This window comes from Serratia symbiotica, from assembly GCF_000821185.2.
GTDB lineage: Bacteria > Pseudomonadota > Gammaproteobacteria > Enterobacterales > Enterobacteriaceae > Serratia > Serratia symbiotica.
In genome coordinates, this window is record NZ_CP050857.1 from 74,077 (window position 1) to 99,619 (window position 25,543).

The window sequence follows — 25,543 nt, forward strand, 5'->3', positions numbered from 1 at the left end:
AGGCGTTGTTAGATAAAATGTTGTTTTTTGATGTTATTACCTGCCCGTGTCTCTCATTCGAAACGCTTTCAGTCGCCTGCATTATCCCGTCGATATTATGGTTCAGTGTGTCCGCTGATACCTCGCCTATGCACTGAGTCTGCGAAACCTCGAAGAAAGGGCAATATCAACACCCACAAAGTGAGGGGTTGTCACCCGCAGAACAATTCTATTTGCTGGCCGCCTAAATAACCAACAACGCAACTTTAGCCAACTTCATGTCTCTAGTGCGACAGAGCCAAATAAAACCCCTGCCAAATTAATTTGCTTATTATCGATATTAATTTTTATCGTGCTTCTCGAAATACGCGGTGCATTCTATGCAAAAAAAAACGAATCAACAAGGCTAATAAAGAGAAAGGCCATAGTTAATTACTATCAAAATAACAAAATTAATCGATAAAAGTTTATTTATGGTATACATAGGGGTCAGTTTGGATATCGAAAATTATTGTACTATAAGGGCTTCCCCGGCATGTCAACGCCGGTGTTTACGGTTTCTTGTCTGCACTTCAGTAAAAATAAAGGGGAGAGACTGCGGTACTATAAACGGCCATGATGAATCGTTATCGATTCGGGCCCTGATGAAAGACGCGCGTGAGGCTCTTGTTCGTTAAACGGATACGTATATCCTGTACAATATTCAGATATACCTCACGGGGTCTAACCCTTTATCATCAACGAGTTGCAGGTAAGATGGTTATTCCGTTTCGTGCTTTAGCTGGCTGAGTACAGCCTGAAATCATCCCCGTAATGCAATGATGCCCAGCACAGCCTCGCATTTTTGGCGGCAATGGCCACAACAGCACGCCAGTATCCTCTGCGCTCAACCAACGTACAAACCCAACGGCTGAATGAGTCAGTCCTTTTCTCTGCGCTAATCAGAACCGAACGGGCACCCTGAACCAGAAGCGTTCGCAGATATGAATCGCCCGCTTTCGTTATCCTGCCAAGCTTTGATTTTCCGCCACTACTGTACTGCGATGGTGTAAGCCCCAGCCAGGCGGCCAGTTGACGCCCATTTTTAAAATCATGCGCATTACCGATACTGGCGACCAGCGCACAGGCCGTTGTGGGACCAATCCCTTTCAGTTCCATCAGTGGCTGGCTGCGGTGATCGGATTTTGCCATACGGGACAGAATTCGGTCATATTCAGTAATGTTATCATCAATGCGATCAATGTGTTCCAGCAAATCATCAACACATTGCTGAACCTGAAGTGGCAAAGAATTCTTCTGTTCAGCAACCATGTGGCGCAGGGCATCTGTACTTTGTGGGGCAATGACGCCGAATTCAGATATCAATCCTCTTAATCGGTTATATGTTGCTGTTTTTTCCTCGATAAAACCTTGTCGGGTACGGTGGAGACATTGCATCGCCTGCTGACTCTCATCCTTTACTGGCACAAACCGCATATGCGGACGACGGACAGCCTCGCAGATAGCCTGGGCATCAGCCGCATCATTTTTCCCTGATTTACCGGCCATGCGATAAGGAGATACAAACTTTGCAGCCATCAGACGGGGTTTATGGCCATACTGCTGAAACAGTCTTGCCCAGTAATGCGCCCCGGAGCAAGCTTCCATCCCGATAACACAGGGTGGCAAACCAGCAATCAGTTCAGGAAGTGCTGCACGCGATACCCTGGGTTTTACCAAAACAGTTTTTCCATTCTGGTCAACGCAGTGGACAGCGAACACATTTTTAGCAAGATCGATACCGACAGTGGTAATGGTCATAACGAATCCCTCTGGAGCTATGTTTACCCCATGATTGCACAAGAGTTAATCAGGCGCATATCCAGGGGAAGTCCCTTCCATTCGTTAAGGCTATTATCTGGACCAGCGGTAGCATTTGAACAAAGATTTACGGTTTCGCGCTATTGCTGGCCTGGTATACCCCCGATAAGAGGGTTGCGGTATCTTTTCTATCAAAACTCATGCAGGCCGAGACAATTGAGAATTTTGTTTTGAGAATGGATTTTGAGTATCGTAACATGTTGATATTACAATATGAACAGAGACGCAGTTTAGGTTCTCACAAATCCTCGTTTTAGTAGCGCCAATGGTTGGCAGTTATCGCAGTTACTCGGTCGTTACCCAAACCGTAAGTTTCTGCGCTAATGCTCCCGCTGATCCTATCTATACTTTTCTTTAGCAGAATTTTGTGGGGATTTGCAGCGGTACAACCCCGCGAAGTACATATGTGCGGACGGTGACTATGATGATCACGACACAAAATTAGGAGTTTTCGATGCCAAGGGTTGATTATCAAAAGCAGGCTCAAGACTACTATGGTAAGGCTCCTCTCATTATCCTAGGCAGTGGAGCATCAGCTGCCCATGGCATGCCTGGAATGGGTATGCTTGCGACGTATTTGGTGGCAAATACCGACACTTCGGGCTTGTCTGCTTCCGATATTTTGGCTTGGGATAAATTCTGTCAGGTCTTATTAGACGGTGTTGATCTGGAATCTGCGCTGCATCAGGTGGCTGTTACTGAAGAGTTGACCTCAAGAATTATCACAGCAACCTGGACGCTCATCAGTTTTGAAGACATTCGAGTCTTCCACTATAGCCTTCAGAACAAAGCAATGTTTCCGCTGAGTCGCCTGCTGAACCACATGTTTAAAACAAGCCTCCCCCAAATAAATATCGTCACTACGAATTATGACAGGCTGGCAGAATATGCCTGCGATCAGGAGGGGGTCCATCATTATACGGGCTTCTCACACGGATTTTTTCGGCAACGTGCTGCACCGGATGGAATCAAGTCTGCACGCAGGGTCAATATCTGGAAGGTTCACGGTTCTCTGGACTGGTTTAAATCGCCCCTTGAAGACATCGTCGCCCTTTCAAATATTGAAGGGATACCGGCTAACTATAGGCCGGAAATCGTGACCCCGGGCACTCAGAAATATCAAACAACACATTTAGAACCATATCGCTCGACTATTGACAATGCCGATTTGGCCATCAAAGCTGCCAATTCCTTCCTGTGCATTGGCTACGGCTTCAATGACGAGCATATTCAGCCAAACATCATGGCCAAATGTATTCGTCAGAATACCCCTATCACGATTATCACCTATGCACTATCAAACGCTGCAAAAGAGCTCATCCTTGATGGCAAGGCGCAGAATTACCTGGCAATCGAACGGGGAGAAATAGATGAGCAGTCCTTCGTCTACTCCTCTTTGGATAAGACTCGACTGATCGTTGAAAAAAACATATGGAGTCTTGAGAGTTATCTGTCACTCATCATGTAGGAGAAGAGATGCCGATTTTTAATTTTCGGGATGAAGACGCGCTTGGAAAGGTGGCTTCCGTTGATACAACAAACGTTATCGTGGACGTGGAAAATGTCGAGCAGCTCAAAAGGTTGCAAGTCAACCATCTGGCCGTGCTCCAAAGCAGCAGACCTGGACAGCATCTCATCGGTCTTATCACTCAGGTGACCCGCAAGCGTGGCATCGAGGACATCGCCAACGATGGTATTAGCGAACAGACTTCAGAACTCAATCTGTGCAAAATCGCCCTTATTGGGACGATGTTGGATCGTGACGGAGAAAGAAAAAATGTATTTCGCCGCACTCTGGAAAGCGTTCCAGAAATCGATGCGAATTGTTTTTCGCTAGAGGGGAAAAACCTTACCAACTTCATGAGTACGCTCTCCAGCGTCTCAGCCGATGGCAACGCTCTGACGCTGGGTGTAGTGGTCAACTAAAACTGGCCACCGCGTTAGAGTTTTTCCAGTATCGGTTTTCCGATTCGTTTGGTGGTAACCCACCGTTATATTCATGCGGCCTGAGCGCGCTGTAATACCCAACGATATAGTCCGTTATTGCGTGGGCTGCATCGCTGAAGTTTATGTAACCCGTCACCGGTACCCATTCGTTCTTCAGACTCCTGAAGAAGCGCTCCATTGGGCTATTATCCCAGCAGTTTCCACGCCGACTCATACTCTGTCTGATCCGATACCTCCACAGTGACTGCCGGAACTGTCTGCTTGTGTAATGGCTGCCCTGATCGCTGTGGAACATCACTCCGGCTGGTTTTCCCCGGGCCTCCCACGCCATCTCCAGCGCTTTGATGGTCAGCCTGCTGTCCGGTGAGAACGACATTGCCCAGCCCACCGGTTTTCTCGCGAACAGGTCGAGAACAACGGCGAGGTAGGCCCAGCGCCTGCCTGTCCAGATATAGGTCACATCGCCACACCACACCTGATTAGGCTCTGTCACTGCGAACTGCCGCTCAAGGTGATTCGGGATAGCGATGTGTTCAAGGCCACCGCATTTATACCGATGAGTGGGCTGTTGACAACTGACCAGCCCCAGCTCTTTCATGAGCCTGCCGGCGAGCCATCGTCCCATCCTGAAGCCCTTCATGGTTGCCATAGTTGCGATACTCCTTGCGCCAGCAGAGCCATGGCTGACGCTATGCAGTTCCAGTACCTGGCTGCGTAATACAGCTCGTCTGCCATCTGGTTTTTCAGGACGGTTTTTCCAGTATTTGTAGCTGCTGCGATGAACCCCGAACACGTGGCAGAGTGTGACCACCGGATAATGCGCTCTGAGTTTCCCGATTATCGAGAACTGTTCAGGGAGTCTGACATCAAGAGCGCGGTAGCCTTTTTTAATATTTCGTTTTCCATTTCAATACGTTGTATTTTTTTCCTCAGCTCACGTATTTCAATTTGTTCAGGAGTAATGGGAGAGGCTTTAGGTATTTTTCCCTGCCGCTCATCACGCAACTGCTTCACCCATCGCGTCATTGTGGAAAGGCCGACATCCATAGCACTGGCTGCATCTGCCACGGTGTAGTTCTGGTCAACGACCAGTTGAGCGGATTCGCGTTTGAACTCTGCACTGAAATTTCTTTTTTTCATTGAAGCACCTGTAATGTCCTGAGGTGAGCATATCACCTCTGTTCAGGTGGCCAAATTCAGTGTGCCACTACACATAAAGGAAATAAACGGATCCAATTTCCTTACCATGAACTGTCAGACCACTGACAGACCGCTGACCACCACCCAGCGTGCCGGGCTCGGTGTACTTTCATTGATGCTAAACGTTAGCCCGCCCCAAAAGATCTAATCCGCACTCATCACCAGCACCGCTCTGCCAGTAAAATCGCCGGTGTTTACCGTACTGTTAGCATTTTTAATCAGTACAAACTCAAACTGGCTGCTGCCGATACCCTTGACCAGTTGCGTATGTACTGAATCCCCCGGTTTCACCAACTGGCCATTCTCGAACATCTGTACACCAAGATTGTCATTGGAGGTTTTAATCGCATCATTGGAGAATGTGGCTCTGTCAGCCGAAAGCGTAATAGCGATCGACATTGATACCGGGTTCGTACAGTTATAAGGGACGTCCACCTGCCTTCTGAACTGGCTGTCAGAACTGTCGCTGATCAGCGACCATCTGTTGACACGGCCAAAATCAACATCAATATTGCGGCCATTGTTGATTTCGCAGCTTCCCGAGGTAAGGACAGCATCATTATCGGCGATAATATTCCAAGTGAAGTCATGTAGATCTCTCGGGCCGCCGGTTGTGGTGGCGTATTTATGCAACTTCAGGATAGCCAACGTTTCTCCTTTGCTGATTTTCACCATCTGGCCAGGGTCTTCTTTCATCGTATAAAACACCTGTATCGGGACAATATGGTAGTTGCTATCGCCCCCTTTCGGCAGGGTAAGGACGTTTACCTTGGGTAACGGGAAACTGTATTTTCCGCCGTTAATATAGGCCCCGGTTTCAAATTCGGGAGGCAGATTGGTAGACGAGGCATTGTCCTGGGTATCCATATAGTCGCTGTATTCACGCGGATCAGTGTTTTTACACTCGTAATACTTCCCAACATCAATAACCACCTGTTCGCCAGGCGTAACAGTTCGGCTTATTGGCACGGTGACCGATGAATCTCCCTCTATAATGGTTTTTCCAGTCTGCTTATTGTGGCAAAGATATGCCGATGTATCAAAGTTGAAAAAGAATAATAAAGCAGTAGCGATAAGGCTGGGGGTAATACGTATCGTTAATCGGATAAATCGCATCGGTTTTTCCATTACTCATAGCTCGGTCTGAAATTAATGACCGCCCAGTATCCCTGGCGTTCGGTGTTGCCGGGGTGGCACGGTGTAGTAGGTCAGTTGCGCATTTCACAGGGTAAAACTGGGAGTCCTGCGGTTCCCCCCTGGATGACATCACGGCTCTGACCGTCCAGTATACGCAGTACGATGCCGGAGACACAGTTGAGTTACATCAGCTCCGTTTTTTGCAGGTCGTTATTGCCAATAAAACTTAGTGCCTATCCCTGTTTCTGCCAGTCTAGACCAGGACAGCGCGCAACAACCGCAGCGTACACGAAGTCCATGAGGATGGTACTTGCCCAAGGCCAGATGGGATAGGTTCTTAGCGTCACCACCGGCTGCTGGGGATCTCATACCCAATAGGAGGTTCTGCAGACTTTCTCCCACCATTACACAGTGACGCAGATAAAGCTGAAAGGCGACTAACGTGCTGCCATCGTTCTCTCCTCCGCAATGGCACCGTGGGCTGGTGCCCACATCCCATCTGTGTTGCCCGTTAACTATCCGGCAACCTCAGCCAGCGTTCTACTTAGCCTGGCAGGTTCTCTTTCACGCTACAGGTAGCTGCGTTGCAGTTAAATATCAGCTTCGGACGCCCGCCAAAATCGTTGATATAGGTGAGCACCGGGCTGCTGCCGAGGGCTTTCGCACTCAGGTTAAGCAGCGCTGAACTCTGTGGAGCAATCATCAGCGGATTAAAGCTAGCGATATCTTCCCTGCTCTGAGCGGTTTGTGCCGCGACAATTGTGACGAAGTAGGGTGTTGGGTTAGTTATACGATACTTATCGCCTTCCCGCGTCAGCGTCAGCTTTTGCTGCCAAAGGCCACTGTAACCATTCTGGCCCGCTTGCAGTTTGGCTGGTCTGAAGAACAGCTTGATGCGAGTCTGTAGTGCAATTTGCAGCATATTAGGTTTTTCACTGCGTGGTGGAATTTCGCGCAGATTGAAGTAAAACAGGGATTCGTGATCCTGCGGCAGCGCATTTATCGCCGAGGTAGCTTGGATTTTTACCTGGCTTTTTCCCCCCGGCTCCACACGTTGCAGGGGGGGAAGTACCATCAGGGGAGACTCAATTTTATTCCCTTTGTCATCTTCAATCCATCCCTGCGCCAGATAGGGCAGTTCTCTATTCTGATTGCTAAGATTCAGGCTAATAGAGTGATTTTCGCCGCCGAAAATTATGCGGGTGCGATCGAGAGCAATGGCCGCGCTGGCTTGCTGTACGCCCGTAAGGAGGGCGGCAGTCGCCATGGCCGCTGCCATCAAAAATTTTATCACTGTTTTGCTCAATTTATCACCTCATTAGCTTTTACCAGGAAAAGGGGCTTAACCCGGCGCGCGTAATCTTTTATCTGGCCGACACTTACAGGCCATTCTCTTTTTCCTTAGCAGCATCCGCTGCCACGTTGCTTCGGGCTGAGTTGCACGGCAGCAGCAGGTTGCTGGTCAACGGCGGTAACTGTTCAGGCAAAGAAATGGCACACTGCGTTTTACCATCCCAAAGTACATGCATTGTCTCTCCGGGTTTAATACCGATTATCCACACACTACCATTATCGTTAACAATCCCGGTTTGGTAGTGTTTTTTGTTCACCACGGTGGCACCAAAGGGGGGGGATCCATCGGTTAGCCTGATGGTAGCTATCGCCTTCTCTCCAGAAAACACGCCAAAGCGGCGGTAGCCAACGGCACCTTCAGTGAGCGTGGCCTGCACCACTGAACGCGTGGCATCAACATTATCTGGCAGAGCATTGATATCCACCGAGAGGCTGTTACGGTAGTAACTGTTCACGTCACTGATAACTGCTTTACCGAAGTGGTTGCTGCGGCTAATACCGCCATAGCCACGTATCGGAACGTCATTGACTCCGCGTCGGCATCCACCATTATTCGTGTGCCTCCCAGCGCATTAATCCGATGCTTCACGGCACCCTGCGGCGTCGCAGTAATCCCCCCCTGTAAGCCAAGCCCTACCGAGGAGTACTGCCCACTCTAGTAGCTGGCATTCGCGATCAACTGTGCCATATCACCGTCATGGGTAAAGTAGCCACTGGTCGCTCCACGCCCCTGCTGGCTTACCGTTACTTTTGCATTGGTTTTGGCCACGCCGGAGACCTTAGGCGCGTAGCCGCGCAGATTGGGGGCGTACAGCAAAATAGCGATAGACATTCATCATTAATAGCCCAACTTGGATCGAATAATGCCAGCGTAGGGGCTGGCAAGCAACGTCTGGCGATGGTTGACCAGGCACAGCGTGTATTCAATATTTACATCACTGGGTTGCAGTTTGCCAACGGTCAAAGGCTGACCGGGATCGGCGAGGTTGCCATTGGTATCAGCAATTTGTAGTCCTACAGCTCTGCTCTCCGCATATTGCAAACAGGCTGTTGTTTGTGGTCGAGCCCTCGGAAGTGGCACTAAACTTGGATATCCTATGCTGGCCATGCTTTAACGGTGTCAGAACATAACTGAAGATATCAACACGACATGTTCTCATCGCTTTTTCCTCTCCTTTGATAACCGCAAATATCAGTAAATCAGGCGCGCAGCCGCGCCTGTCACGATGTTGTTGGGTTTACTGGTAGGCGAGAGTGAAGTTAGCAACCGAAGAGAAATCACCAGGTACTATAGCCACCTTCTCAGAATCACCTTGCAGGTATGCAGCGTAAGAAAGCGTGTTGTTACCATTATGAACAGAGGTTGGCTGTGTTGGGCTACCCAGACTGACAGAGGCACCATCGCCGTTAGTGATAACCAGCGCTGCTCCAGATACCTGGCCAACTAACGCCAGGTTTGTCGGCTGTGCTTTAGACGCGGTGCCGGTAAAGGTGGCGGTAACGGTTTTATTCGTCAATGAAGAAACATCGCAGTTTTCCAGCTTGATAGAGAAAGGACGCGGAGTTGACTTACCAGCTTTCTTCAACGCTGAATTTGAGATCTGGCCCATATCAACAGTCTGGTTCGCTGTTTCAGAGGTGATAGAGCAAGGTGAATCAATAACAGAGCCTTTAAAGGTCACCGTACCCTGACCCTGGCTACCAGGAGCTGGAGCTGGAGCTGGATCAGCAGCAGAAGCAGCACTGCTGGCTAATACGAAACCCAATACTACAGCGGCTGAGCGATTATTCAATTTCATTAAACTTTTCCTCTTGATAAAACACATTAATGCAATATTTTGAAAACAAGACGAGCTTCCCCCGATCCAGCAAGAAGGTCGATGAACATCTCATGGAAATTTGTATATAAAGCCATACGTTATGAGTGAAATTTTGAACTATAAATAGACCCATTTATTAAATAATGGGGTGTTAATATATTTACATAAGGCTGGAAAAATAATATGACTGCGGAGAAATAAAACCCCTGCCAAATTAATTTGCCTATTATCGATATTAATTTTTATCGTGCTTCTCGAAATACGCGGTGCATTCTATGCAAAAAAAAACGAATCAACAAGGCTAATAAAGAGAAAGGCCATAGTTAATTACTATCAAAATAACAAAATTAATCGATAAAAGTTTATTTATGGTATACATAGGGGTCAGTTTGGATATCGAAAATTATTGTACTATAAGGGCTTCCCCGGCATGTCAACGCCGGTGTTTACGGTTTCTTGTCTGCACTTCAGTAAAAATAAAGGGGAGAGACTGCGGTACTATAAACGGCCATGATGAATCGTTATCGATTCGGGCCCTGATGAAAGACGCGCGTGAGGCTCTTGTTCGTTAAACGGATACGTATATCCTGTACAATATTCAGATATACCTCACGGGGTCTAACCCTTTATCATCAACGAGTTGCAGGTAAGATGGTTATTCCGTTTCGTGCTTTAGCTGGCTGAGTACAGCCTGAAATCATCCCCGTAATGCAATGATGCCCAGCACAGCCTCGCATTTTTGGCGGCAATGGCCACAACAGCACGCCAGTATCCTCTGCGCTCAACCAACGTACAAACCCAACGGCTGAATGAGTCAGTCCTTTTCTCTGCGCTAATCAGAACCGAACGGGCACCCTGAACCAGAAGCGTTCGCAGATATGAATCGCCCGCTTTCGTTATCCTGCCAAGCTTTGATTTTCCGCCACTACTGTACTGCGATGGTGTAAGCCCCAGCCAGGCGGCCAGTTGACGCCCATTTTTAAAATCATGCGCATTACCGATACTGGCGACCAGCGCACAGGCCGTTGTGGGACCAATCCCTTTCAGTTCCATCAGTGGCTGGCTGCGGTGATCGGATTTTGCCATACGGGACAGAATTCGGTCATATTCAGTAATGTTATCATCAATGCGATCAATGTGTTCCAGCAAATCATCAACACATTGCTGAACCTGAAGTGGCAAAGAATTCTTCTGTTCAGCAACCCATTGCATCGTCTGCTGACTCTCATCCTTTACTGGCACAAACCGCATATGCGGACGACGGACAGCTTCGCAGATAGCCTGGGCATCAGCCGCATCATTTTTCCCTGATTTACCGGCCATGCGATAAGGAGATACAAACTTTGTAGCCATCAGACGAGGTTTATGGCCATACTGCCGAAACAGTCTTGCCCAGTAATGCGCCCCGGAGCATACTTCCATCCCGATAACACAGGGTGGCAAACCAGCAATCAGTTCAGGAAGTGCTGCACGTGATACCCTGGGTTTTACCAAAACAGTTTTTCCATTCTGGTCAACGCAGTGGACAGCGAACACATTTTTAGCAAGATCGATACCGACAGTGGTAATGGTCATAACGAATCCCTCTGGGGCTATGTTTACCCCATGATTGCACAAGAGTTAATCAGGCGCATATCCAGGGGAAGTCCCTTCCATTCGTTAAGCTCGTTTTTTGAGCACAATAACGTTGCACAGAAGCTTAACTGACACACCGCTATGCAACGTAGGTCATGATCAATCGACTAATGAAACAATGCCTTCAAGAATGTCTATAAGCTCAATTTTGTCATTATTACCATCTCTATAAGTAGAGCATTTTGGGGTTATCGGGTCGCGCAAGGGAACTTCCCCCCTGCGCTCCCACGGAACCGGACGTGACAGTCTCGGTACAGCCATCGACTGGAGTGATCGCAATGTTGGCCTGCGAATGGAAATACCGGACAGTGAAAAACCTAGACGCATTCCGATAGAAAAATGTGAATCCAACGCAATTGAACACCAGATATGACGACAAGCCAGGATAGGGTGATGCCCTCTCCTACCGTATCTGGGTTCCGGTTCTGAGGAGGGGCCCGTCCAGGTAACTGGCGGGTCTATTCAACCGGAACCCCATTTACGGGAGGAATGTCACAGAGTTGCATAACTCTATATACCGTATAGTAATTTTTCAACTGAGGTAACTATTTGATCTTCACAAATGAATACACTAGCAATTCAATAAAAATACTTGTGTATTACATTTGTAATGCTATAGTAATCGTGTGTGGCGATAGATCGCTGTTGCCAAAACGTAATACAATAGTATTTCATTGAGAGAGGAGTTCCCGATGTCAGAAGTCCCTATGCAATCCTTACTCACGCCCCTGGCCAATACGTTGGCCAGCATCATCGCCATCATGAACAACAAAGGCGGTGCAGGTAAAACTTCCACGATCACTAACCTCGCCATGACGCTCGCTCAGGCTGGCCGTCGCGTACTGCTTATCGACGGTGACCAGCAAGCCAACTCGACAGAAGTGATGGCCAACGGCAAAAAATACTACGCGCAATACGGTCACACCATTTGCGATTTGTACAATAACCCGCGCTTCAACATTCTTGATGCCATCATTCCGGCCGTCAGCGGATCAGATGTGATCGACAACCTTTTCATCATCCCATCTGATCCGTCGTTTGAGCGCGTGATGGAAAATTGCCTGACCCGTCACCACCGGGAAAAAATTCTGTCCCGTCATCTGCAGCCTGTGATGGCTAAATTCGACTACATCCTGATCGACTGTTCACCGGGACTGAACCTGTCCACCACGAACGCCGCCTTCATGGCAGATCATGTGCTCATTCCCGTCGATGGCGGTAGCTTTGCCCTGACTGGCTTGGATGTCGTACTCGACTACCTGGACGAAATCAGGGAAACCCACTTTACCCAGTTCAGCGTGTTCCGCAATGAGTACAATGGCACCAAGAAGAAAATGAACACCTATCTTCACGATCAGTTGGCCAGTAACGAGCGAACCCAAGACAATTACCTGCAAACCCGTATCCGGGCCGATGAGAACATATCTCAGGCACAGGTGGCATGCGTCCCACTCTACTTTTATAACAAAGGGTCCCTAGCCCTGAACGATTACCGCGCACTGATGCGTGAACTTGAAACTGTCTTATCGAAAGAGGCTGCATAAATGGCTAAAGGCCCCCTCACCCGCCCCGCTATGGTCAAACCAGAACCCGTCCCGGGAGAGGCGAAAACGCGTCTTTCCAATGTGAAGGTCAACCGAAACAGAACGACCAGCGAAAACCCAAAAACTATCCGCATGACGCCGGCTGAGAAAATGATGTGCACCGCGCTGGTCGATGAGATCCAGGATATTACGACCAAAACCATCACCGACTCGACTGTGCTGCGTGCCGCATTGTATCTGGCCAAAGAAGTAGGGCCGGAAAAGATACTGGAAATGATTAAGGAAAACTTGTAATACATGGGGATTACATAAGTAATCTTTTTGAATTACATAAATGAAAGCAAGACCATTATCGCTACAGTTACCACCGAATTAACCCAGAATCAGGCACTGGCATTGGTACAATTTGTAAATCGCTTAGCCTGGTCTGTTATTCAGGCCTGCGCTATCGGGGTAATGGGAGCGAAGCTACTATCGATGAAGATGAAACCTGGGTGATTAAAGATGCTATATCTGGATTGCAGAAAGCGTTGGCGGAGGCCGGATTCAGCCCTCGTTAAAACAACAGTGCTTATCGCCTCAATATGTAATCTTTATGTATTACATGTAGATTACATAATCATTGCGCCGTTGTAAAGCTGTAGTGACTAACGATACTGGTCACCGCATTAGACTTTTCGTAAAACAATCGCTCTGGTACCTTCACTACTCTAGCCAAATTGAGGAACGCATGAATCTGTATCATTACACCGGTATCACAATGCTGCACGGCACTCTTACGTCGAAAGGAATAAACAGGGGTTACCTTCAGCTTTCGGACGGAAAAATGCTTTACGGTCATAGCTGGTATACCACCTCGCCGTTACCTTACGGTCATGGCCTGAGCGACGGAACTGAAATACTGAACCAAAGTGACAAAGATTTCGCAATAAGAGCAGTGGGGAAATTTGCATTAGATACCGTACATTCATTACACAACAAACGGCTTATCCGCCTAAGCGTGGATGCCACATGGCTTAAACAACAGGAAGGGTTTTACTCATTCAGACAGCTCCTGCGTCATTACGTTGGATGAAAAGTCCCAGGTTGAAGCATGACACCTGGTATGTGAATACAGGAAAACTGCCACCTGACCGCATACTTTCCGTTGAGTATATGGAGAAACCGGATGTTTACGTCCCCTACGATTTCGAACTACACGGTCGGCGCCAACTAGAGAAAAACGGATTGTTCTGCATCACGGCATCAGAAAATAATGAACTGAATACCGATGAACTTAATACCCCTTATTTACCGGGTTCAATTTGTGTTATTTGTCCTCACCCTGACGCCCCACCCGCGATTATATTCAGGAAGCCACGAGGAATTCTTGTTTTATCCGTTAATAACGGAAAAAAATTACAGGAGGAAGGAAGTGCTTTTTCCGAAGAGGAAGTTAACAAACTTTCAACCTGGGTAATGAGTAAAACGGACAGCCTGATGGGCATGTGGGAAAAGAGTAATGCGAACTGGCATCGCTTTAATAACTGACTGTCGGCGAATTGATGAATGTAATACACAAGTATTTCATTCGTCACCACGGATCGTTCCTTCTGTCTACTTATCTCCGCTATATTCAGTGGTCTTTCCAGGCCGTCAGTTCTTTTCTTATTTATCTCAATTTTCTGCCGGTAAGCGAAGCGTAATAGCAGCCGACGAATCCGTACCGAGTGACTGTAACCGAACAGGCAGAGTGTTTCGTCGGCATGCCTGCGACCGCCGATAGCCGCAAGCCCGTTCCAGCCTGACGCGCCGACATAGCAGGATACTTTTTGCACTCCGCTCGCCCCAGGTTGCTCAAAATAGAGTGGTAACAACCTCCGATTATTTCGATTTTTGTTACCTCACCAATGGCACATCGGCGATTTATTCCCGTGGCGTCCGGTCTCCTGGGCTGTCAAAATAGACCACATCGGCAAGATTGCGCTACGCGAAAAATTTTTAACAGGCAGAGGATTTGCCCTGTAGATTTTTCACAGTGCACCGATGTAATACATCTGTAATTCAATTAAATCCGTCGCCAAGGGAATGCGATCATCGGCAACTGGCCAGGTACAGGCAAAATTTCGGTGCCCAGCGCACCGGTGGCTTTCGACCTGTGTGATCTGCATATAATGTAATTCAACAGAATTACTAATGTAATACAAAAGAAATACAAAAGATATTATCGTGAGGGGGAACCATGTTGATGACCAGCAGCGAACGGCCGGTTGCCGTGACGCAGTATGAGACCGCCCTCACGCTGCGGCGCATGGCGATGCTGCAGCCCTACCTCCCCAAATACCTGCTGGCACCCGAGGTGGCGGTGCTACTGCATTATCTGCCGGATGAGCGGCAGCGCATGTTGTATGCCACGTTGTGGAACACCGGTGCCCGCATTACCGAAGCCCTGACGTTGACGCCGGAGGATCTGCAGCTCGAGGGGTCGCGCCCATGCGTTCGATTGCGCACGTTGAAACAACGCCGACGGGGCAGGGGACGGCCATCGGCCGATGAAAAGATCGCCCGGATAGTGCCACTGCTCGATGTTGACTACGTCGAGCAGCTGCACCGGTTCTTGGCCACCTTCAGGCCCGGCCGTCGGCGCCCATTATTTGACATCAGCCGGAAAACCGCCTGGTTGTGGCTGCAGCAGGCAGTCGACAGAGCAAGGGAGGAGGGGATTGAATTTACACTGCCGGCCATCAATCCCAAGACGCTGCGGCACAGCTTTGCGATGCACTTGTTCTTCAACCATGTGCCACCGAAAGTGGTGCAGACCTACATGGGCCATGAACGCTATGAAAGCACGGAGGTGTATTTGAAGGTATTTGCGTTGGACGTGGCACCACAGTTGGGGGTGACGTTCTCACTGGATCACCGCGAGTACACGCACCTGCTAATGCGAGAATAGAATATCCATGTATTACATTATAAATACATAATAACGCATATTTGTATTACTATCGCCAGCAATCGCGTTGATGATCCGTGCGACAATATTGCCCGGGCAAGAACATCTGCACCGCCTGTGCTAGCATGACGGCCATTCGCTACAGCTTCGGGGCATCGGGATTATCAAGGAGAGTCATGTTGGGAGAAATTCAAACGTGAAAATTGATGAGGTGGAAAAATGGCGGCCTTTCACCGATGTGGAGGGGATCACCTGGGATCTTTCCTTTCTTGACGCCCACGAGGTGCTCTACACGCACCACTGCGAGGATAAGCCAGACAGGGTGTACAAATTTATCGTCTCCTACTCGTTTCACTGTTTTTGCAAAGATTACCCGGAACAGAGCGAAGATAAGAAGATGGCGCTGATGTACCACTCGCCTAAGGAGTCGCGCCCGTTCTGCAAAAACCGTTACCGCCTGGCGCAACGCTACCTTAAAGACATGATACTGTCGCTGGATCGTCAGCGAATTATCCATGCCGGCTATGGCAGCTATGCGGTGATCGATGTATTGAATGACGAGGGCGAGCGCTGCTATTACCACGTACCCTTCAGGGCATTCCGGGAACGGAAAAAACTCCGGATACATGTGACCAGCGCCTATCCGGTTGATGCCAAACCCGGGGGCGGAAAGGTGGGATTCTTTGTTATTGCTCGTAATTTGCTCGCTGGTAAGCCGTTACCACACCCCTGATATAACAAAACCCACCTTAAGGTGGGTCTCGCCAGAAAACTACTCTGGTATTCAGAAACGCCTTTACCGGACTTGGCCTGACCAACTTATGTTGGTAGCGGGATGTCTGGATAAACCAGTCTGCTGCATCCTTGACCATATTATAGTGACTTCATACGTTATTGCAACCGAATAAACCTGACATGGCAGTAGTACTGCGGGGAAATACGCCGGAAACCCAGAAAATTCTGTCAACAAAGCTAATGACGGAGCCCGGAGGAGTGTATAACGTTATGCATTAATTAGAGATCACGCCCAGCCAGCAGAGAACGATAATGATATCGCTATGCTCCGCTTTCCTCGCCGCCTGACGGCGGTCAATAAGTTCACCGGGCTTTTCATAAAACCAAACCTGCTGCCCGATGACATATTGGCAGCCCCCGCTGAGGGCGTGGCGGCGGGCATAGCCCGCCTTCAAGCCGCTTTCGCGGCATAGCCTCGCCGGTTATACGGCCACCGACTCGGTATTTCACGGTCGGCCTGACACGCGGCGGGGCCTGCCTGCCATGACATCGGGCCGCAGGGAACGGGAGCCGTACCGGCTCCCTCCTGCACCCCTCGAATGGCGAGGTGTTTTTATGTCCCGATATATCCTGGGTGACTCCGTGCAGGTGATGGCTGGCTATCCGGCCAACAGCATTGATTTTATTTTGACCGACCCCCCTTATCTGGTTGGTTATACCGACCGCAGTGGCCGCAGCATTGCCAATGACAAAAAAGATGACTGGGTGCGGCCGGCGTTCCGTGAAATGTTCCGGTTGCTCAAGCCCGACAGTCTGGCGGTGAGTTTCTACGGCTGGAGCCGGGTAGACACCTTTATGGCCGCATGGAAGCAAACCGGGTTCCGCGTTGTGGGTCACCTGGTGTTCACCAAGCCCTACGCCTCGAAATCGGCTTTTGTCGGCTACCAGCATGAATGCGCGTACATTTTGGCGAAAGGACGCCCGGCACTGCCGGCACAACCGCGCTCTGACGTTCAGCCCTGGGAATACACGGGCAATCGTCACCACCCAACGGAAAAGCCTGTGTCCATTTTGCAACCGCTGATTGAGTCGTTCACGCAGCCCGGCGCGATAGTCCTTGACCCCTTTGCTGGTAGCGGCTCTACCTGTGTCGCCGCTGCTCGGGCAGGGCGTCGCTATATCGGTATTGAGCTTTTGGCGCAGTACCACACTATCGGTCAGCAGCGGCTGCATCGTATGCGCCCCCTGAGCGCGGCATAAACGAGGAAAATCAGCGATGAATTTCACCGGAAATGAAGTTCTAAGCGCCGCGATTGCGGCGCTGTCCAATGACATGTGCGATTTGCACCTGCGATTGCGGGGCCTGGTGAGTACGTATTACTGGAACAGTGATGTGCTGGCCGAGCGCCTGGCCGGCCATATCCTGCGGGACGCGCACGACCGTTACGTCGAAATTTACAAGACGATTAACGAACTGGAGCACCATTTCAAGGATTGAACGACAGGCAGGGGAAATCTGCCTGGGTTGTCTCGCTGCAAGCCTGCGGACGCCAGGGCGCATCGAACGCCCCGCGTCCGTTGAACCGCCAAGGGGCAGGCCCAGCCTGCCCTACACATCTCTAAATCCTTTTCCTTTGCCACGCCGGTGTGGTGACGGCCGGTGCCGCGAACCCTGAAACTCTGGAGGTAGTTCCATGCAACATGCTCGTTCCATCACACTGCACGTGTGTGAGTCCGATCGTCTGTCGTTCTTGCCGCATCTGTTCGGTGACGATTTTTTGCCCGCCGAAATGCAGGTGTACTCCCTCGCTGCTCGCTATCTTCCGCTGTACACCGGGGGTTTCTGGCACTTCATCCGTTTGCCGGAAGGGGGCGGCTATATGTCGCCTGACTGCGACCAGGTGCATCTGAACAATGGTGACAACGGGTTTGACAATACCCTCAGCGGTGACGCCGCCGGTATCGTGTTGACGGCAATGGTGATTAATCGACGATGCGGGTTGCAGCACTTTCATGGTAATGCCGGACAGGCGGGGTTGCTTATGAAGCGGGCCGATCAGCTTTGGCGTTATATCGAGATGCATCCGGAACGGGCCGATATCTGTCGCGCGTTGGACTGACAGGTATTCGAATGCGGGCGGCTATGCCGCCCGAATAAACAACCTGAAGGTTAATCATGTACGGCAGCGCTCAGTCTGTTTGTGAATTCTGGTGCGAGAAAAACCCTGCCGGCCGCCTTTGGCGGCCGGCAACCGAGGGAGCGGCTTCGCCGCCTTCCCTCCGTGCCGTGCGGGATAGCATGTGTGCCTGCTAGCTGCTGAAGAGTGGTGTGTGAAGCCTGTTTTGCTTCTGCTCTTTCATGCTACTGCTAAAGACAACACCCCAAACCGGGTGCTTCCTGCGGTAATCGGCCATCTGGCCGGTTATCAGCCCCACTCGACTAGCCGTCCGCATGCGCCCGCCAAGTCTCGCCGAACCCGCAAGCGGTTTCGGGCCTAAGGCTAGGGTCTGAAAGCCAACATCAACAGACACGCTTGCAGGCGGCTGTGCCGCCGCCGCTTTTCACAGTTCGTCGGCTAACCGGCGAACATCAAGGACGCCCCGGCGTGCCGCCGTGTCGGGTGTGTTCATGCTCATTTCACCGGTGGTTATCTCTCGTCAGCCCCTTACGCGGCCGCTCAGGAACGCTCTGAAAGATATGGGAAAAAAACAGCACTCAAAAACGGCGGGTTGTCTGATGACCAGGTGTATGACCTTTTTTGTCATGTATGCCACGCCTGTGGTGGGCGAGCTATCGGCACCCTGGAGTCGCCGGCATTACCCGCAGATGCAGAGTATCTGTCCATCCAACTGGGTGATTTTGATTCACTGGCGGTCTGGCTCGTTGATGGCTGGCCTGTTGCCGCCAGTGATGAGGCCGTGTGGATAGATTGGTGTATCGCCGAGTGGCTTCCTTAACGCCCTCAAAGGTGATGATTCGTGCTTCATTCCCCTGTTTTTTTATCTCATTTCACAGGAAAAACACTTCTCTGGGCGTAAATCAAAAATGACCCTACAACTGACCTCAAAAACGGGCATTACCTTTGACATCATCAAGGCAACCGATCGCTATTTCCTGATGACCACCTCTCGGAGTGAGCGGGTTTTCACTTTGTATCACAGGTGCACTGTTAGTCTGGCAGAAGACAAATTTCCCTGTTAGGGGTCAGTTTGGATATCGAAAATTATTGTACGTTAAGCTCGTTTTTTGAGCACAATAACGTTGCACAGAAGCTTAACTGACACACCGCTATGCAACGTAGGTCACGATCAATCGACTAATGAAACAATGCCTTCAAGAATGTCTATAAGCTCAATTTTGTCATTATTACCATCTCTATAAGTAGAGCATTTTGGGGTTATCGGGTCGCGCAAGGGAACTTTCCCCCTGCGCTCCCACGGAACCGGACGTGACAGTCTCCAGTCATCAATGAACCGGATAGCTGACCTTTTGTTACCAGCTCTGCAAGCGTGAACGTGTAGTGTCCCAGCATGTTGATATGCGCGTGTCTCAGTGGTGAAAGTCTGTCTTCATCCTCTTCATTTATGGTTTCGCCTTCGTTACGTAAATGATCCAGTGCAGCCTGCATGGGGTTCCGCGCCCATTTCCTCCAAAAGTCCCACCTTATTTAGATATCATATTGAATGTTATTGAGAAATATGCTCATTTTTAGCCTAATGCTTGTCAGTTAAGCTTTTGAGGACGCCGCAACGGGTAACGTTGCGGCTTCTTTTTTACCGCTCTTGGATAATGTCTTTGCCGTCGGGCTGGCAGGACGAAGCTTTCAGCCATCGCCAGGATTTCATTCATCACTTTCGGCACCTTTCCCGGAGCCACCGCTGGCAGTATGCTCAGTTGCGCTGTTAGATACAGTGCAGCCTGTTTAAACCCTATCTGGTAAGGCTCCACGTTTTTCAGGCTGTAAGCCATCTGTGCCATCATGAACCTCAGCAGGTTATAAGCCAGCACTACACCCCAGAGTTCCTGTCTTATTAGCTCTGGCTTTCTGCTTCTCAGCGTCAGTTCATTTTGCAACAGATGCTGTTTCATTTCTCTGAAGCCCTGCTCGATTTCCCAACGCTGCCCGTAAAGGTCAACGATATCAGCTTTAGGGTAACGTAACGGATCGCACATTGACGTCAGGATCTGTATTGTTTTTCCGTTGATTTCTTTACTTATCAACCTCGCCGTCAGTGTTTGAGGCGCATCTTTCCATTTCTTACGGGCCTGAGGGGGTAAGCTGAGTTCGACCAGTTCATGTCCTGCACCCAGCTTCTCGCGCACCTGATACTGCGCGCCTTTGCGCAGTGGGATCATCCAGTGTTTTTCTGTTCCTGATGACCACCAGTGGTGAAGCAACCCGAGTGCATAGAAGCCTTTATCCAGTATCGTCAGTGAGTGGTCCTGCGTCTGCCCGGCCAATTGAGCGGCAAGGTCAACTTCGCTGGTTTCTGACACGCTGCCAAAGCTCACACCGGATAACAGATGACTGGTCACTTCCATCTGACAGACCATACGCAGCTGTGGCCAGTCGGACTGGGCATACTCATTAGCTGTTCGTCCAAAAGCAGCATCATTTTCCGGCGTGTCCGGTGTTCTCCACAGAGTGCCGTCTACAGCCATCAATGTCAGACCGTTCCAGTGGGATAACGGTGTTTTCTCGAACCAGAGTTGGCGTGTTTTCTCGAAAACCAGTCTAACCACATCTTCCCCGAGCCGCTGACGGGCTTGTACCACGGCGCTGGGTGCGACAAAAGGACGCTTACCCGGCAGCATAATATCGAGATGTGAAACCAACTGATTCATGGAAAATGAGCGGAACAAGGACATACCGGCGACAGCCCAGACCATCATCTCCATGGGGAGACGGCGCTTGCGAAGCGTCACGACCCCGGTATCAGCCAGGCACTCATCGATAAGCTCAGGTGAGAGCAAATCAGACAGTGCAGCAAACTCTTTAGGAGAGAATTTAAGAACGGCATCAAGCGCCTGACTCAGTAACATAAAAAAATCCGTAATCTCAGGGAGATTACGGATTTTCACACAGAGGTAGGATCGTTCAAGTGATCCTTAACTGATCGGCATTACGCTAAAGCAGGCCTTATAGTTTTGGTCATTTCAGTATCACTTAACTACAATGCAAATCCATTTGCCTGCAAGATCCAGTGCAGCAATTTCACCAGTCTGGCATTGGATAGGTGCAGGGACAGCATAGGAAGTAGCAGTTGCAGCAGAAAACGCGGAACCAGCAAGCAGCATAGCAGTGAGTAATTTGCTAAATTTGTTCATAACAATAAGTTCCTCTTTGATTTAATTGATGATTAGTAACATGATGTTTGAGGAATCACTTCCTCAAGAGATCAATTATAGTCAAAATTTACTATGTCGGTTAGCAAGGGCAATAATAGGTCTTTTGAAGCCACAAGTTTGAGCATAACGAATTAGGTTATCGTGTCAGTTTTCACATCCGTGAAATCCCTCCTCCTCAGCAAGACAGATTCGCTGCGCTGCGAGACTACGACGGTCAGGTAGAAGAGGCTTTGGCCATGGTGCGTGCCCTGAACAAGATGACGAAGGCAGGTATGCCAGAAAGCGTTCGTATTGCCTGAAAATCCGAACAGCTACAGGGACGCTCGCCTGGGATCTGATTTATTCAACAAAGCCGTTGGCTGCCTGCTTTTCAGGCAGCCAACAGACAGAATTGTTCTGCCGGGGACAATCTATCTCCGGTAGGATGATGAAGCTTAAAATCAACGAACTGATAGAACTGTATTGGTCAAGCAAGACTGGCAATCCGCAGCGCGGCGAATCTGTCTTGCTGAGGAGGAGGGATTTCACGGATGTGAAAACTGACACGATAACCTAATTCGGGCTTTGTTGAATAAATCGAACTTTTGCTGAGTTGAAGGAGCAGATCACGCATTCCCTGACAACGCAGGCAGTCCCGTGGCCAAGCAGAAGTTCAGAATCACCCACTGGCACACCTACAACAAAGCGCTTATCAACCGCGGCTCCATGACTTTCTGGCTGGACGAGGCTGGATTAATTACTATGGGCGCTTTTATCGGTCAGCGATGGACTGTATAGCCAGTCATATAGATCTGCACCTTGCGAAATGGGTCGCCCGCAAATATAAGCGGGTACACGGTAGCCTGGCTCAGGGATATGAATGGTTGAGAAGGATACAGAGCGCTAAGCCCTGCCTGTTTGCACACTGGGAAATTTGTACGCGGCGTGAACGGTCAACGACAAGAGCCGGATGACGGGAGACTGTCACGTCCGATTCCGTGGGAGCGCAGGGGGGAAGTTCCCTTGCGCGACCCGATAATACCATGAGAACTCATTCTATGAGCATGAACATATTCATGGATCGCTTATTCGCATAATGCGCCGATGAGATACGAGCAAAACCCCCGTCATCAGCTGTGCAGCAATAAGTGACAGCAAGGTACCTTCCGCAAACGGTCCGTAAATTCTGAACAGAACACATAGTGCCCCATAAATAAATGCATGGACGCACTGATATCCTACCGGTAACTGCCCGGTAAAATGGTTGCGGAGCATGAATACCAGAGCAAAAATAAAGCTCCCCATCAAAAGCTGCTGAAGGAGCACATCTGCCTCACCCCCTTTGCATATACACCAGACCAGGCAAAATCCCAGCATTCCCCACAGCATCGGCGACAGTCGTATCAGGCCGGAAAGGAGTAATACAATGGCTGCTACCATAATCGCTGTTTTAGGTACTTCCCCCGGCGCGCCATTCCAATGACCGGCAAAAAGCTCGCTGAGCGGATAAGCAATACAGGGATGCTGTATTGCCTGGCATATTTTCCTGGCCTGCAGAGGTGTAGCACCAGACCAGCCATCGGTTCCTGCCAGGTTAATCCCTTGCACTAAATGTGGCAACATGAAGAAGAACACAATCAGCCGGGCACTGACTGCCGCATTAAGTGAATGTGTAATACCGCCAGCCCTGAATGTCATGCGGGAAAATATAAAACCGCCAGTAGTGGCAAGGACTATCAGCCAGAAAGGCGTACTAAGCGGAGTGATAGCCGCAATAATTAGCCCGCAGCAAATTAAATTATTTCTGTTACTGGTCATACCTGCGCAACGGAGAATCATCACAGATAATACCGTCCCCAGCACTATCGCGCACAAAAAAGGCACCATCTGGCCGGACACATACCGGAGTAACGAATGTCCGGGGGACTCTGCAGCGGAATGATAAATACCAGAAAAACCGCAGACAAGAACTGCGGAGATGGACAGAAGGAAAATTAGAATATGTTTTTTATGCATACAACTCAGTTCCCGGCAGCAACAAGCGTGCTGCCGGGTGGCCATATCAGCTCTGGGGATAGGTAAATGTGAATTTCTCGACAAAAGGAGAAAACCATTGAGGCAACCCGGTTTCCTTGTCCGTATGGCGGGCATATCCTTTTTCATCCGGCGGGGTATATTTCAGGAATACCTTATAAGTCCCCGGACCTTTCATTTTCACCGAGTGGGCGTAGTGTGCACCATCGGCGGCTGACATAGGCAACATCTGACCGAACTCTATAAAGTCAGCATCACCTACTTTCTGAACCATATAATCCACGCTCAGGTACGGTATCCATGCATCAGGTGGGAATCCCCACTTGTTATCCTGTGTGGCATGGACATCGGTCTCTAGATGGATGACATCCTTTCCCATCACCATTGAGGAAGGCATCGGCTCAGTTTCAATATTCACTAGGTAAGAGGCGGCTATCTCCATACCCTCTTTCTGTACTGGCCCTCCCACCGGATATTCTTTTGCGAAAGCGCATTCTGTGGCAGCCAGACCACCCATTATCAACATACCGGCTATTACTTTCATTTTCATAAAGCGAACAATCTCCATTTTATTAATTAATGCTGCTCTCGGTGGAGCAAATAAAAACGCAGGAAAAAAATACCGACAAAAACAAGAAACCATGCGCAAAACTGTATTCCTGATGGTGTTGCGGTATATCCTAGAAGGGTATGAGAAAGAATACCGGCCCAACTGCTGTCAGAAAGAAGGAATGAGGTATCCCATATCTGCCATCCCAGCATCGGTAACACATCCACGCTGGCAAGAATACCGGCTGCCTGACTGGCAAGCCCTGCAGCAATAAACATTAGGAGAAGATTGCTGGCGGCAAAAACTGTCCGTAAGGAGATAAGTACCAGTCCCGAATATACGCTCCATGAAACAAGTATCCCGAGCAGTACTCCGGTAATACCGCCGACAAGCATGCCAACGCCAGCGCTCCCCGTGGCTGTCAGGGACAGGCTGTAAAGAAACAGAACAATCTCTGCACCTTCGCGCAGCACGGTGAGAGCAACAAGGATAGCGATGGAATAGTAACCCTGTTTTTCTGCTATCAGCCTCTCCGCTTCCCGGTAACAGGAGTTGGCGTAGCGTTTTCCGCTGGAAGATATCCACAATACCTGCCACGACAGCATCAAAACGGCAAGCAGCAGAACGCTTGCGCTGAATATCTCCAGTCCCCGTCCGTCCAGCATACTTTCCAGGTAATCAGTGAATGATGCCATGATAACGGCCCCTCCCATACCAGCCAACACGCCCGCCAGGACGTGTTTACGGACAGGGACGCCCTTGCAGGCGGCAAGAATAACCGAAATAATTAATCCGGCTTCCAATACCTCTCTGAAAACAATGATTAGCGCAGCAAGCATAGATTTATTCCTCCCTGACCGTCAGCCAACCGCTGTAACCAGAGATACTGTAATCATCAAAAAAGCGATATTTACCGGGACGAAGGGGGCCGGCAAAGACTGAAACAGTGTTTCCCTGTGGTGCTATTTTCTCAAATTTCATATCATAACTTTCCAGTTCGGCGACCCTGCTGCTTCTGTTTGTCATTCGGATGAGCAGTTTCTTACCGGCGGGAGCAGTCAGCTCCGTTGGTGAGAAGCCGCTATCATTCAGCGTTAATGACATAATCGTGCGTGCTGATATTTCAGCGACAGAAGGTAGGGAAAAACAGAGCAGTGATAAGCCCACAGCCAGCAATACGTTCATCTTAATCAATCCATAAATGCAAATCTGCGTTAGTGTGCCTCCATGTATGAGATGTTGACAAGTAAAAATCATTATCATTTGACTCTTATAAAGAGCCTGTATGCGACAAACCTGCGAAGCCCTGCAACCTGCCGCATCGGCGGTTTCGCGGACACTGAGCTTTTTACCTGCCGGTAGTACAGGACTTTCTGGTGACGTTCACGTAGGGGTTTGAGGGTCAATGGAACGAAAACGTACGTTAAGGAGATAATTCATTGTTTAAATTGAAATTTAGGGAGTGTTAGAAATTCAGCACTGCTGCTA

General features: G+C 49.5%; 28 protein-coding genes and 6 pseudogenes. 18 read left to right on the forward strand and 16 right to left on the reverse strand.

What is annotated here, in order from left to right:
* Positions 1-152: 152 nt before the first annotated feature.
* Positions 153-227: pseudogene (locus SYMBAF_RS18645) on the forward strand (IS6 family transposase); the annotation flags it as partial.
* A gap of 529 nt (positions 228-756) precedes the next feature.
* Here the strand turns inward: SYMBAF_RS18645 and SYMBAF_RS17155 are convergent.
* Positions 757-1,779, reverse strand: coding sequence for an IS110 family RNA-guided transposase (locus SYMBAF_RS17155; RefSeq protein ID WP_040264770.1), 1,023 nt, complete (start codon positions 1,777-1,779; stop codon positions 757-759).
* Positions 1,780-2,293: 514 nt separating this feature from the next.
* Here SYMBAF_RS17155 and SYMBAF_RS17160 point away from each other — a divergent pair.
* A complete protein-coding gene (locus SYMBAF_RS17160) occupies positions 2,294-3,307 on the forward strand; it encodes an SIR2 family protein (protein ID WP_040264769.1) in 1,014 nt (337 codons plus the stop codon).
* 8 nt (positions 3,308-3,315) lie between these two features.
* Positions 3,316-3,750 (forward strand): annotated as a pseudogene (locus SYMBAF_RS17165) (ATP-binding protein); the annotation flags it as partial.
* A gap of 7 nt (positions 3,751-3,757) precedes the next feature.
* Here SYMBAF_RS17165 and SYMBAF_RS17170 read toward each other — a convergent pair.
* The 7 genes and pseudogenes from SYMBAF_RS17170 to SYMBAF_RS17200 form a co-directional block, all read right to left on the reverse strand.
* Positions 3,758-4,926, reverse strand: a protein-coding gene (locus SYMBAF_RS17170) for an IS3 family transposase (protein ID WP_152609001.1) whose coding sequence is annotated in 2 segments (ribosomal slippage) — positions 3,758-4,677 and positions 4,677-4,926 — 1,170 coding nt in all. Because the reading frame shifts where the segments join, the coding sequence is not laid out codon by codon here.
* 204 nt (positions 4,927-5,130) lie between these two features.
* Positions 5,131-6,114, reverse strand: a complete 984-nt coding sequence (locus tag SYMBAF_RS17175) for a fimbrial protein (protein WP_082026904.1) — start codon at positions 6,112-6,114, stop codon at positions 5,131-5,133.
* A gap of 553 nt (positions 6,115-6,667) precedes the next feature.
* The gene (locus SYMBAF_RS17180; protein WP_052447722.1) at positions 6,668-7,402 is read right to left on the reverse strand and encodes a fimbria/pilus periplasmic chaperone; all 735 of its coding nucleotides are present in this window, start codon (positions 7,400-7,402) and stop codon (positions 6,668-6,670) included.
* Between the two features lie 100 nt (positions 7,403-7,502).
* Positions 7,503-8,281: pseudogene (locus SYMBAF_RS17185) on the reverse strand (fimbria/pilus outer membrane usher protein); the annotation flags it as partial.
* Between the two features lie 33 nt (positions 8,282-8,314).
* On the reverse strand, positions 8,315-8,557 hold the full coding sequence (locus SYMBAF_RS17190; protein WP_152609081.1) for a hypothetical protein: 243 nt from the start codon (positions 8,555-8,557) through the stop codon (positions 8,315-8,317).
* Positions 8,558-8,714: 157 nt separating this feature from the next.
* A complete protein-coding gene (locus SYMBAF_RS17195; protein WP_040264764.1) occupies positions 8,715-9,275 on the reverse strand; it encodes a fimbrial protein in 561 nt (186 codons plus the stop codon).
* Positions 9,276-9,968: 693 nt separating this feature from the next.
* Complete coding sequence (locus SYMBAF_RS17200; RefSeq protein WP_040264763.1) at positions 9,969-10,871, reverse strand: IS110 family RNA-guided transposase; 903 nt, start codon at positions 10,869-10,871, stop codon at positions 9,969-9,971.
* A gap of 752 nt (positions 10,872-11,623) precedes the next feature.
* Between SYMBAF_RS17200 and SYMBAF_RS17205 the strand changes: the two genes are divergently transcribed.
* From SYMBAF_RS17205 to SYMBAF_RS17230, 8 genes are all read left to right on the forward strand, one after another.
* On the forward strand, positions 11,624-12,475 hold the full coding sequence (locus SYMBAF_RS17205) for a ParA family protein (protein WP_082026903.1): 852 nt from the start codon (positions 11,624-11,626) through the stop codon (positions 12,473-12,475).
* Positions 12,476-12,769, forward strand: a complete 294-nt coding sequence (locus SYMBAF_RS17210) for a hypothetical protein (RefSeq protein ID WP_082026902.1) — start codon at positions 12,476-12,478, stop codon at positions 12,767-12,769.
* Positions 12,770-12,871: 102 nt separating this feature from the next.
* Positions 12,872-12,973, forward strand: a complete 102-nt coding sequence (locus SYMBAF_RS18725; protein WP_473967809.1) for a hypothetical protein — start codon at positions 12,872-12,874, stop codon at positions 12,971-12,973.
* Positions 12,970-13,035 (forward strand): DUF7706 family protein, encoded by a 66-nt coding sequence (locus SYMBAF_RS18655; RefSeq protein WP_419789514.1) that lies wholly within the window; start codon positions 12,970-12,972, stop codon positions 13,033-13,035. Before SYMBAF_RS18725 ends, SYMBAF_RS18655 begins: the two co-directional genes overlap by 4 nt.
* Before the next feature lie 170 nt (positions 13,036-13,205).
* Positions 13,206-13,550 (forward strand): hypothetical protein, encoded by a 345-nt coding sequence (locus tag SYMBAF_RS17215; protein WP_040264762.1) that lies wholly within the window; start codon positions 13,206-13,208, stop codon positions 13,548-13,550.
* An 11-nt stretch (positions 13,551-13,561) separates the two neighbouring features.
* Positions 13,562-14,005 (forward strand): hypothetical protein, encoded by a 444-nt coding sequence (locus SYMBAF_RS17220; RefSeq protein WP_185899944.1) that lies wholly within the window; start codon positions 13,562-13,564, stop codon positions 14,003-14,005.
* A 691-nt stretch (positions 14,006-14,696) separates the two neighbouring features.
* Positions 14,697-15,407, forward strand: a complete 711-nt coding sequence (locus SYMBAF_RS17225) for a tyrosine-type recombinase/integrase (RefSeq protein WP_040264760.1) — start codon at positions 14,697-14,699, stop codon at positions 15,405-15,407.
* Between the two features lie 196 nt (positions 15,408-15,603).
* Positions 15,604-16,140: a stationary phase growth adaptation protein gene (locus tag SYMBAF_RS17230; protein WP_052447714.1), complete on the forward strand. Its 537-nt coding sequence runs from the start codon at positions 15,604-15,606 to the stop codon at positions 16,138-16,140.
* A gap of 277 nt (positions 16,141-16,417) precedes the next feature.
* Here the strand turns inward: SYMBAF_RS17230 and SYMBAF_RS17235 are convergent, their stop codons facing one another.
* Positions 16,418-16,597: a hypothetical protein gene (locus SYMBAF_RS17235; RefSeq protein ID WP_152609079.1), complete on the reverse strand. Its 180-nt coding sequence runs from the start codon at positions 16,595-16,597 to the stop codon at positions 16,418-16,420.
* 160 nt (positions 16,598-16,757) lie between these two features.
* Here SYMBAF_RS17235 and SYMBAF_RS17240 point away from each other — a divergent pair, with 160 nt between their 5' ends.
* From SYMBAF_RS17240 to SYMBAF_RS17255, 4 genes are all read left to right on the forward strand, one after another.
* Complete coding sequence (locus SYMBAF_RS17240; protein ID WP_040264759.1) at positions 16,758-17,402, forward strand: DNA methyltransferase; 645 nt, start codon at positions 16,758-16,760, stop codon at positions 17,400-17,402.
* Positions 17,403-17,418: 16 nt separating this feature from the next.
* Positions 17,419-17,640: a hypothetical protein gene (locus SYMBAF_RS17245; protein WP_040264758.1), complete on the forward strand. Its 222-nt coding sequence runs from the start codon at positions 17,419-17,421 to the stop codon at positions 17,638-17,640.
* A gap of 196 nt (positions 17,641-17,836) precedes the next feature.
* The gene (locus tag SYMBAF_RS17250) at positions 17,837-18,262 is read left to right on the forward strand and encodes an antirestriction protein (protein WP_040264757.1); all 426 of its coding nucleotides are present in this window, start codon (positions 17,837-17,839) and stop codon (positions 18,260-18,262) included.
* 610 nt (positions 18,263-18,872) lie between these two features.
* Entirely contained in the window at positions 18,873-19,100 is a 228-nt protein-coding gene (locus tag SYMBAF_RS17255) for a hypothetical protein (RefSeq protein WP_082026901.1), read from the forward strand.
* Positions 19,101-19,540: 440 nt separating this feature from the next.
* On the opposite strand, the pseudogene SYMBAF_RS18035 reads toward SYMBAF_RS17255, so the two are convergent.
* The 3 genes and pseudogenes from SYMBAF_RS18035 to SYMBAF_RS17270 form a co-directional block, all read right to left on the reverse strand.
* A pseudogene (locus SYMBAF_RS18035) lies at positions 19,541-19,786 on the reverse strand (Tn3 family transposase); the annotation flags it as partial.
* Positions 19,787-19,866: 80 nt separating this feature from the next.
* Positions 19,867-21,186 carry an IS4 family transposase gene (locus SYMBAF_RS17265; protein ID WP_040263633.1) on the reverse strand — a complete coding sequence of 440 codons (1,320 nt, stop codon included), beginning with the start codon at positions 21,184-21,186 and terminating at the stop codon, positions 19,867-19,869.
* 120 nt (positions 21,187-21,306) lie between these two features.
* Positions 21,307-21,471, reverse strand: a complete 165-nt coding sequence (locus SYMBAF_RS17270) for a hypothetical protein (protein ID WP_160289787.1) — start codon at positions 21,469-21,471, stop codon at positions 21,307-21,309.
* A 218-nt stretch (positions 21,472-21,689) separates the two neighbouring features.
* Between SYMBAF_RS17270 and SYMBAF_RS17275 the strand changes: the two are divergent.
* From SYMBAF_RS17275 to SYMBAF_RS18660, 3 genes and pseudogenes are all read left to right on the forward strand, one after another.
* A pseudogene (locus tag SYMBAF_RS17275) lies at positions 21,690-21,791 on the forward strand (IS5/IS1182 family transposase); the annotation flags it as partial.
* Between the two features lie 337 nt (positions 21,792-22,128).
* Positions 22,129-22,227, forward strand: a pseudogene (locus SYMBAF_RS18040) (IS5/IS1182 family transposase); the annotation flags it as partial.
* Between the two features lie 29 nt (positions 22,228-22,256).
* Complete coding sequence (locus SYMBAF_RS18660) at positions 22,257-22,445, forward strand: hypothetical protein (protein WP_419789510.1); 189 nt, start codon at positions 22,257-22,259, stop codon at positions 22,443-22,445.
* A gap of 100 nt (positions 22,446-22,545) precedes the next feature.
* Here SYMBAF_RS18660 and SYMBAF_RS17285 read toward each other — a convergent pair whose 3' ends face one another.
* The 4 genes from SYMBAF_RS17285 to SYMBAF_RS17300 are packed head-to-tail and all read right to left on the reverse strand — an operon-like array spanning position 22,546 to position 25,240.
* Complete coding sequence (locus SYMBAF_RS17285; RefSeq protein ID WP_040264756.1) at positions 22,546-23,487, reverse strand: RnfABCDGE type electron transport complex subunit D; 942 nt, start codon at positions 23,485-23,487, stop codon at positions 22,546-22,548.
* A gap of 46 nt (positions 23,488-23,533) precedes the next feature.
* Complete coding sequence (locus SYMBAF_RS17290; RefSeq protein WP_040264819.1) at positions 23,534-24,055, reverse strand: iron transporter; 522 nt, start codon at positions 24,053-24,055, stop codon at positions 23,534-23,536.
* A 26-nt stretch (positions 24,056-24,081) separates the two neighbouring features.
* Positions 24,082-24,894: an FTR1 family iron permease gene (locus SYMBAF_RS17295; RefSeq protein WP_040264755.1), complete on the reverse strand. Its 813-nt coding sequence runs from the start codon at positions 24,892-24,894 to the stop codon at positions 24,082-24,084.
* A 4-nt stretch (positions 24,895-24,898) separates the two neighbouring features.
* The gene (locus SYMBAF_RS17300; RefSeq protein ID WP_052447713.1) at positions 24,899-25,240 is read right to left on the reverse strand and encodes a cupredoxin domain-containing protein; all 342 of its coding nucleotides are present in this window, start codon (positions 25,238-25,240) and stop codon (positions 24,899-24,901) included.
* Positions 25,241-25,543: the final 303 nt, after the last annotated feature.

What these genes read in the sequence shown, in the direction of transcription:
- SYMBAF_RS17265 (WP_040263633.1), bottom strand. Translation starts at nt 21,186, where the DNA reads ATGTTACTGAGTCAGGCGCTTGATGCCGTTCTTAAATTCTCTCCTAAA.
- SYMBAF_RS17290 (WP_040264819.1), bottom strand. Translation starts at nt 24,055, where the DNA reads ATGAAAATGAAAGTAATAGCCGGTATGTTGATAATGGGTGGTCTGGCT.
- SYMBAF_RS17210 (WP_082026902.1), top strand. Translation starts at nt 12,476, where the DNA reads ATGGCTAAAGGCCCCCTCACCCGCCCCGCTATGGTCAAACCAGAACCC.
- SYMBAF_RS17195 (WP_040264764.1), bottom strand. Translation starts at nt 9,275, where the DNA reads ATGAAATTGAATAATCGCTCAGCCGCTGTAGTATTGGGTTTCGTATTA.
- SYMBAF_RS17285 (WP_040264756.1), bottom strand. Translation starts at nt 23,487, where the DNA reads ATGCATAAAAAACATATTCTAATTTTCCTTCTGTCCATCTCCGCAGTT.
- SYMBAF_RS17205 (WP_082026903.1), top strand. Translation starts at nt 11,624, where the DNA reads ATGTCAGAAGTCCCTATGCAATCCTTACTCACGCCCCTGGCCAATACG.
- SYMBAF_RS17270 (WP_160289787.1), bottom strand. Translation starts at nt 21,471, where the DNA reads ATGAACAAATTTAGCAAATTACTCACTGCTATGCTGCTTGCTGGTTCC.
- SYMBAF_RS17250 (WP_040264757.1), top strand. Translation starts at nt 17,837, where the DNA reads ATGCAACATGCTCGTTCCATCACACTGCACGTGTGTGAGTCCGATCGT.
- SYMBAF_RS18660 (WP_419789510.1), top strand. Translation starts at nt 22,257, where the DNA reads ATGGACTGTATAGCCAGTCATATAGATCTGCACCTTGCGAAATGGGTC.
- SYMBAF_RS17160 (WP_040264769.1), top strand. Translation starts at nt 2,294, where the DNA reads ATGCCAAGGGTTGATTATCAAAAGCAGGCTCAAGACTACTATGGTAAG.
- SYMBAF_RS17295 (WP_040264755.1), bottom strand. Translation starts at nt 24,894, where the DNA reads ATGCTTGCTGCGCTAATCATTGTTTTCAGAGAGGTATTGGAAGCCGGA.
- SYMBAF_RS17245 (WP_040264758.1), top strand. Translation starts at nt 17,419, where the DNA reads ATGAATTTCACCGGAAATGAAGTTCTAAGCGCCGCGATTGCGGCGCTG.
- SYMBAF_RS17200 (WP_040264763.1), bottom strand. Translation starts at nt 10,871, where the DNA reads ATGACCATTACCACTGTCGGTATCGATCTTGCTAAAAATGTGTTCGCT.
- SYMBAF_RS17180 (WP_052447722.1), bottom strand. Translation starts at nt 7,402, where the DNA reads ATGGCAGCGGCCATGGCGACTGCCGCCCTCCTTACGGGCGTACAGCAA.
- SYMBAF_RS17155 (WP_040264770.1), bottom strand. Translation starts at nt 1,779, where the DNA reads ATGACCATTACCACTGTCGGTATCGATCTTGCTAAAAATGTGTTCGCT.
- SYMBAF_RS17175 (WP_082026904.1), bottom strand. Translation starts at nt 6,114, where the DNA reads ATGGAAAAACCGATGCGATTTATCCGATTAACGATACGTATTACCCCC.
- SYMBAF_RS17240 (WP_040264759.1), top strand. Translation starts at nt 16,758, where the DNA reads ATGTCCCGATATATCCTGGGTGACTCCGTGCAGGTGATGGCTGGCTAT.
- SYMBAF_RS17215 (WP_040264762.1), top strand. Translation starts at nt 13,206, where the DNA reads ATGAATCTGTATCATTACACCGGTATCACAATGCTGCACGGCACTCTT.
- SYMBAF_RS17225 (WP_040264760.1), top strand. Translation starts at nt 14,697, where the DNA reads ATGTTGATGACCAGCAGCGAACGGCCGGTTGCCGTGACGCAGTATGAG.
- SYMBAF_RS17300 (WP_052447713.1), bottom strand. Translation starts at nt 25,240, where the DNA reads ATGAACGTATTGCTGGCTGTGGGCTTATCACTGCTCTGTTTTTCCCTA.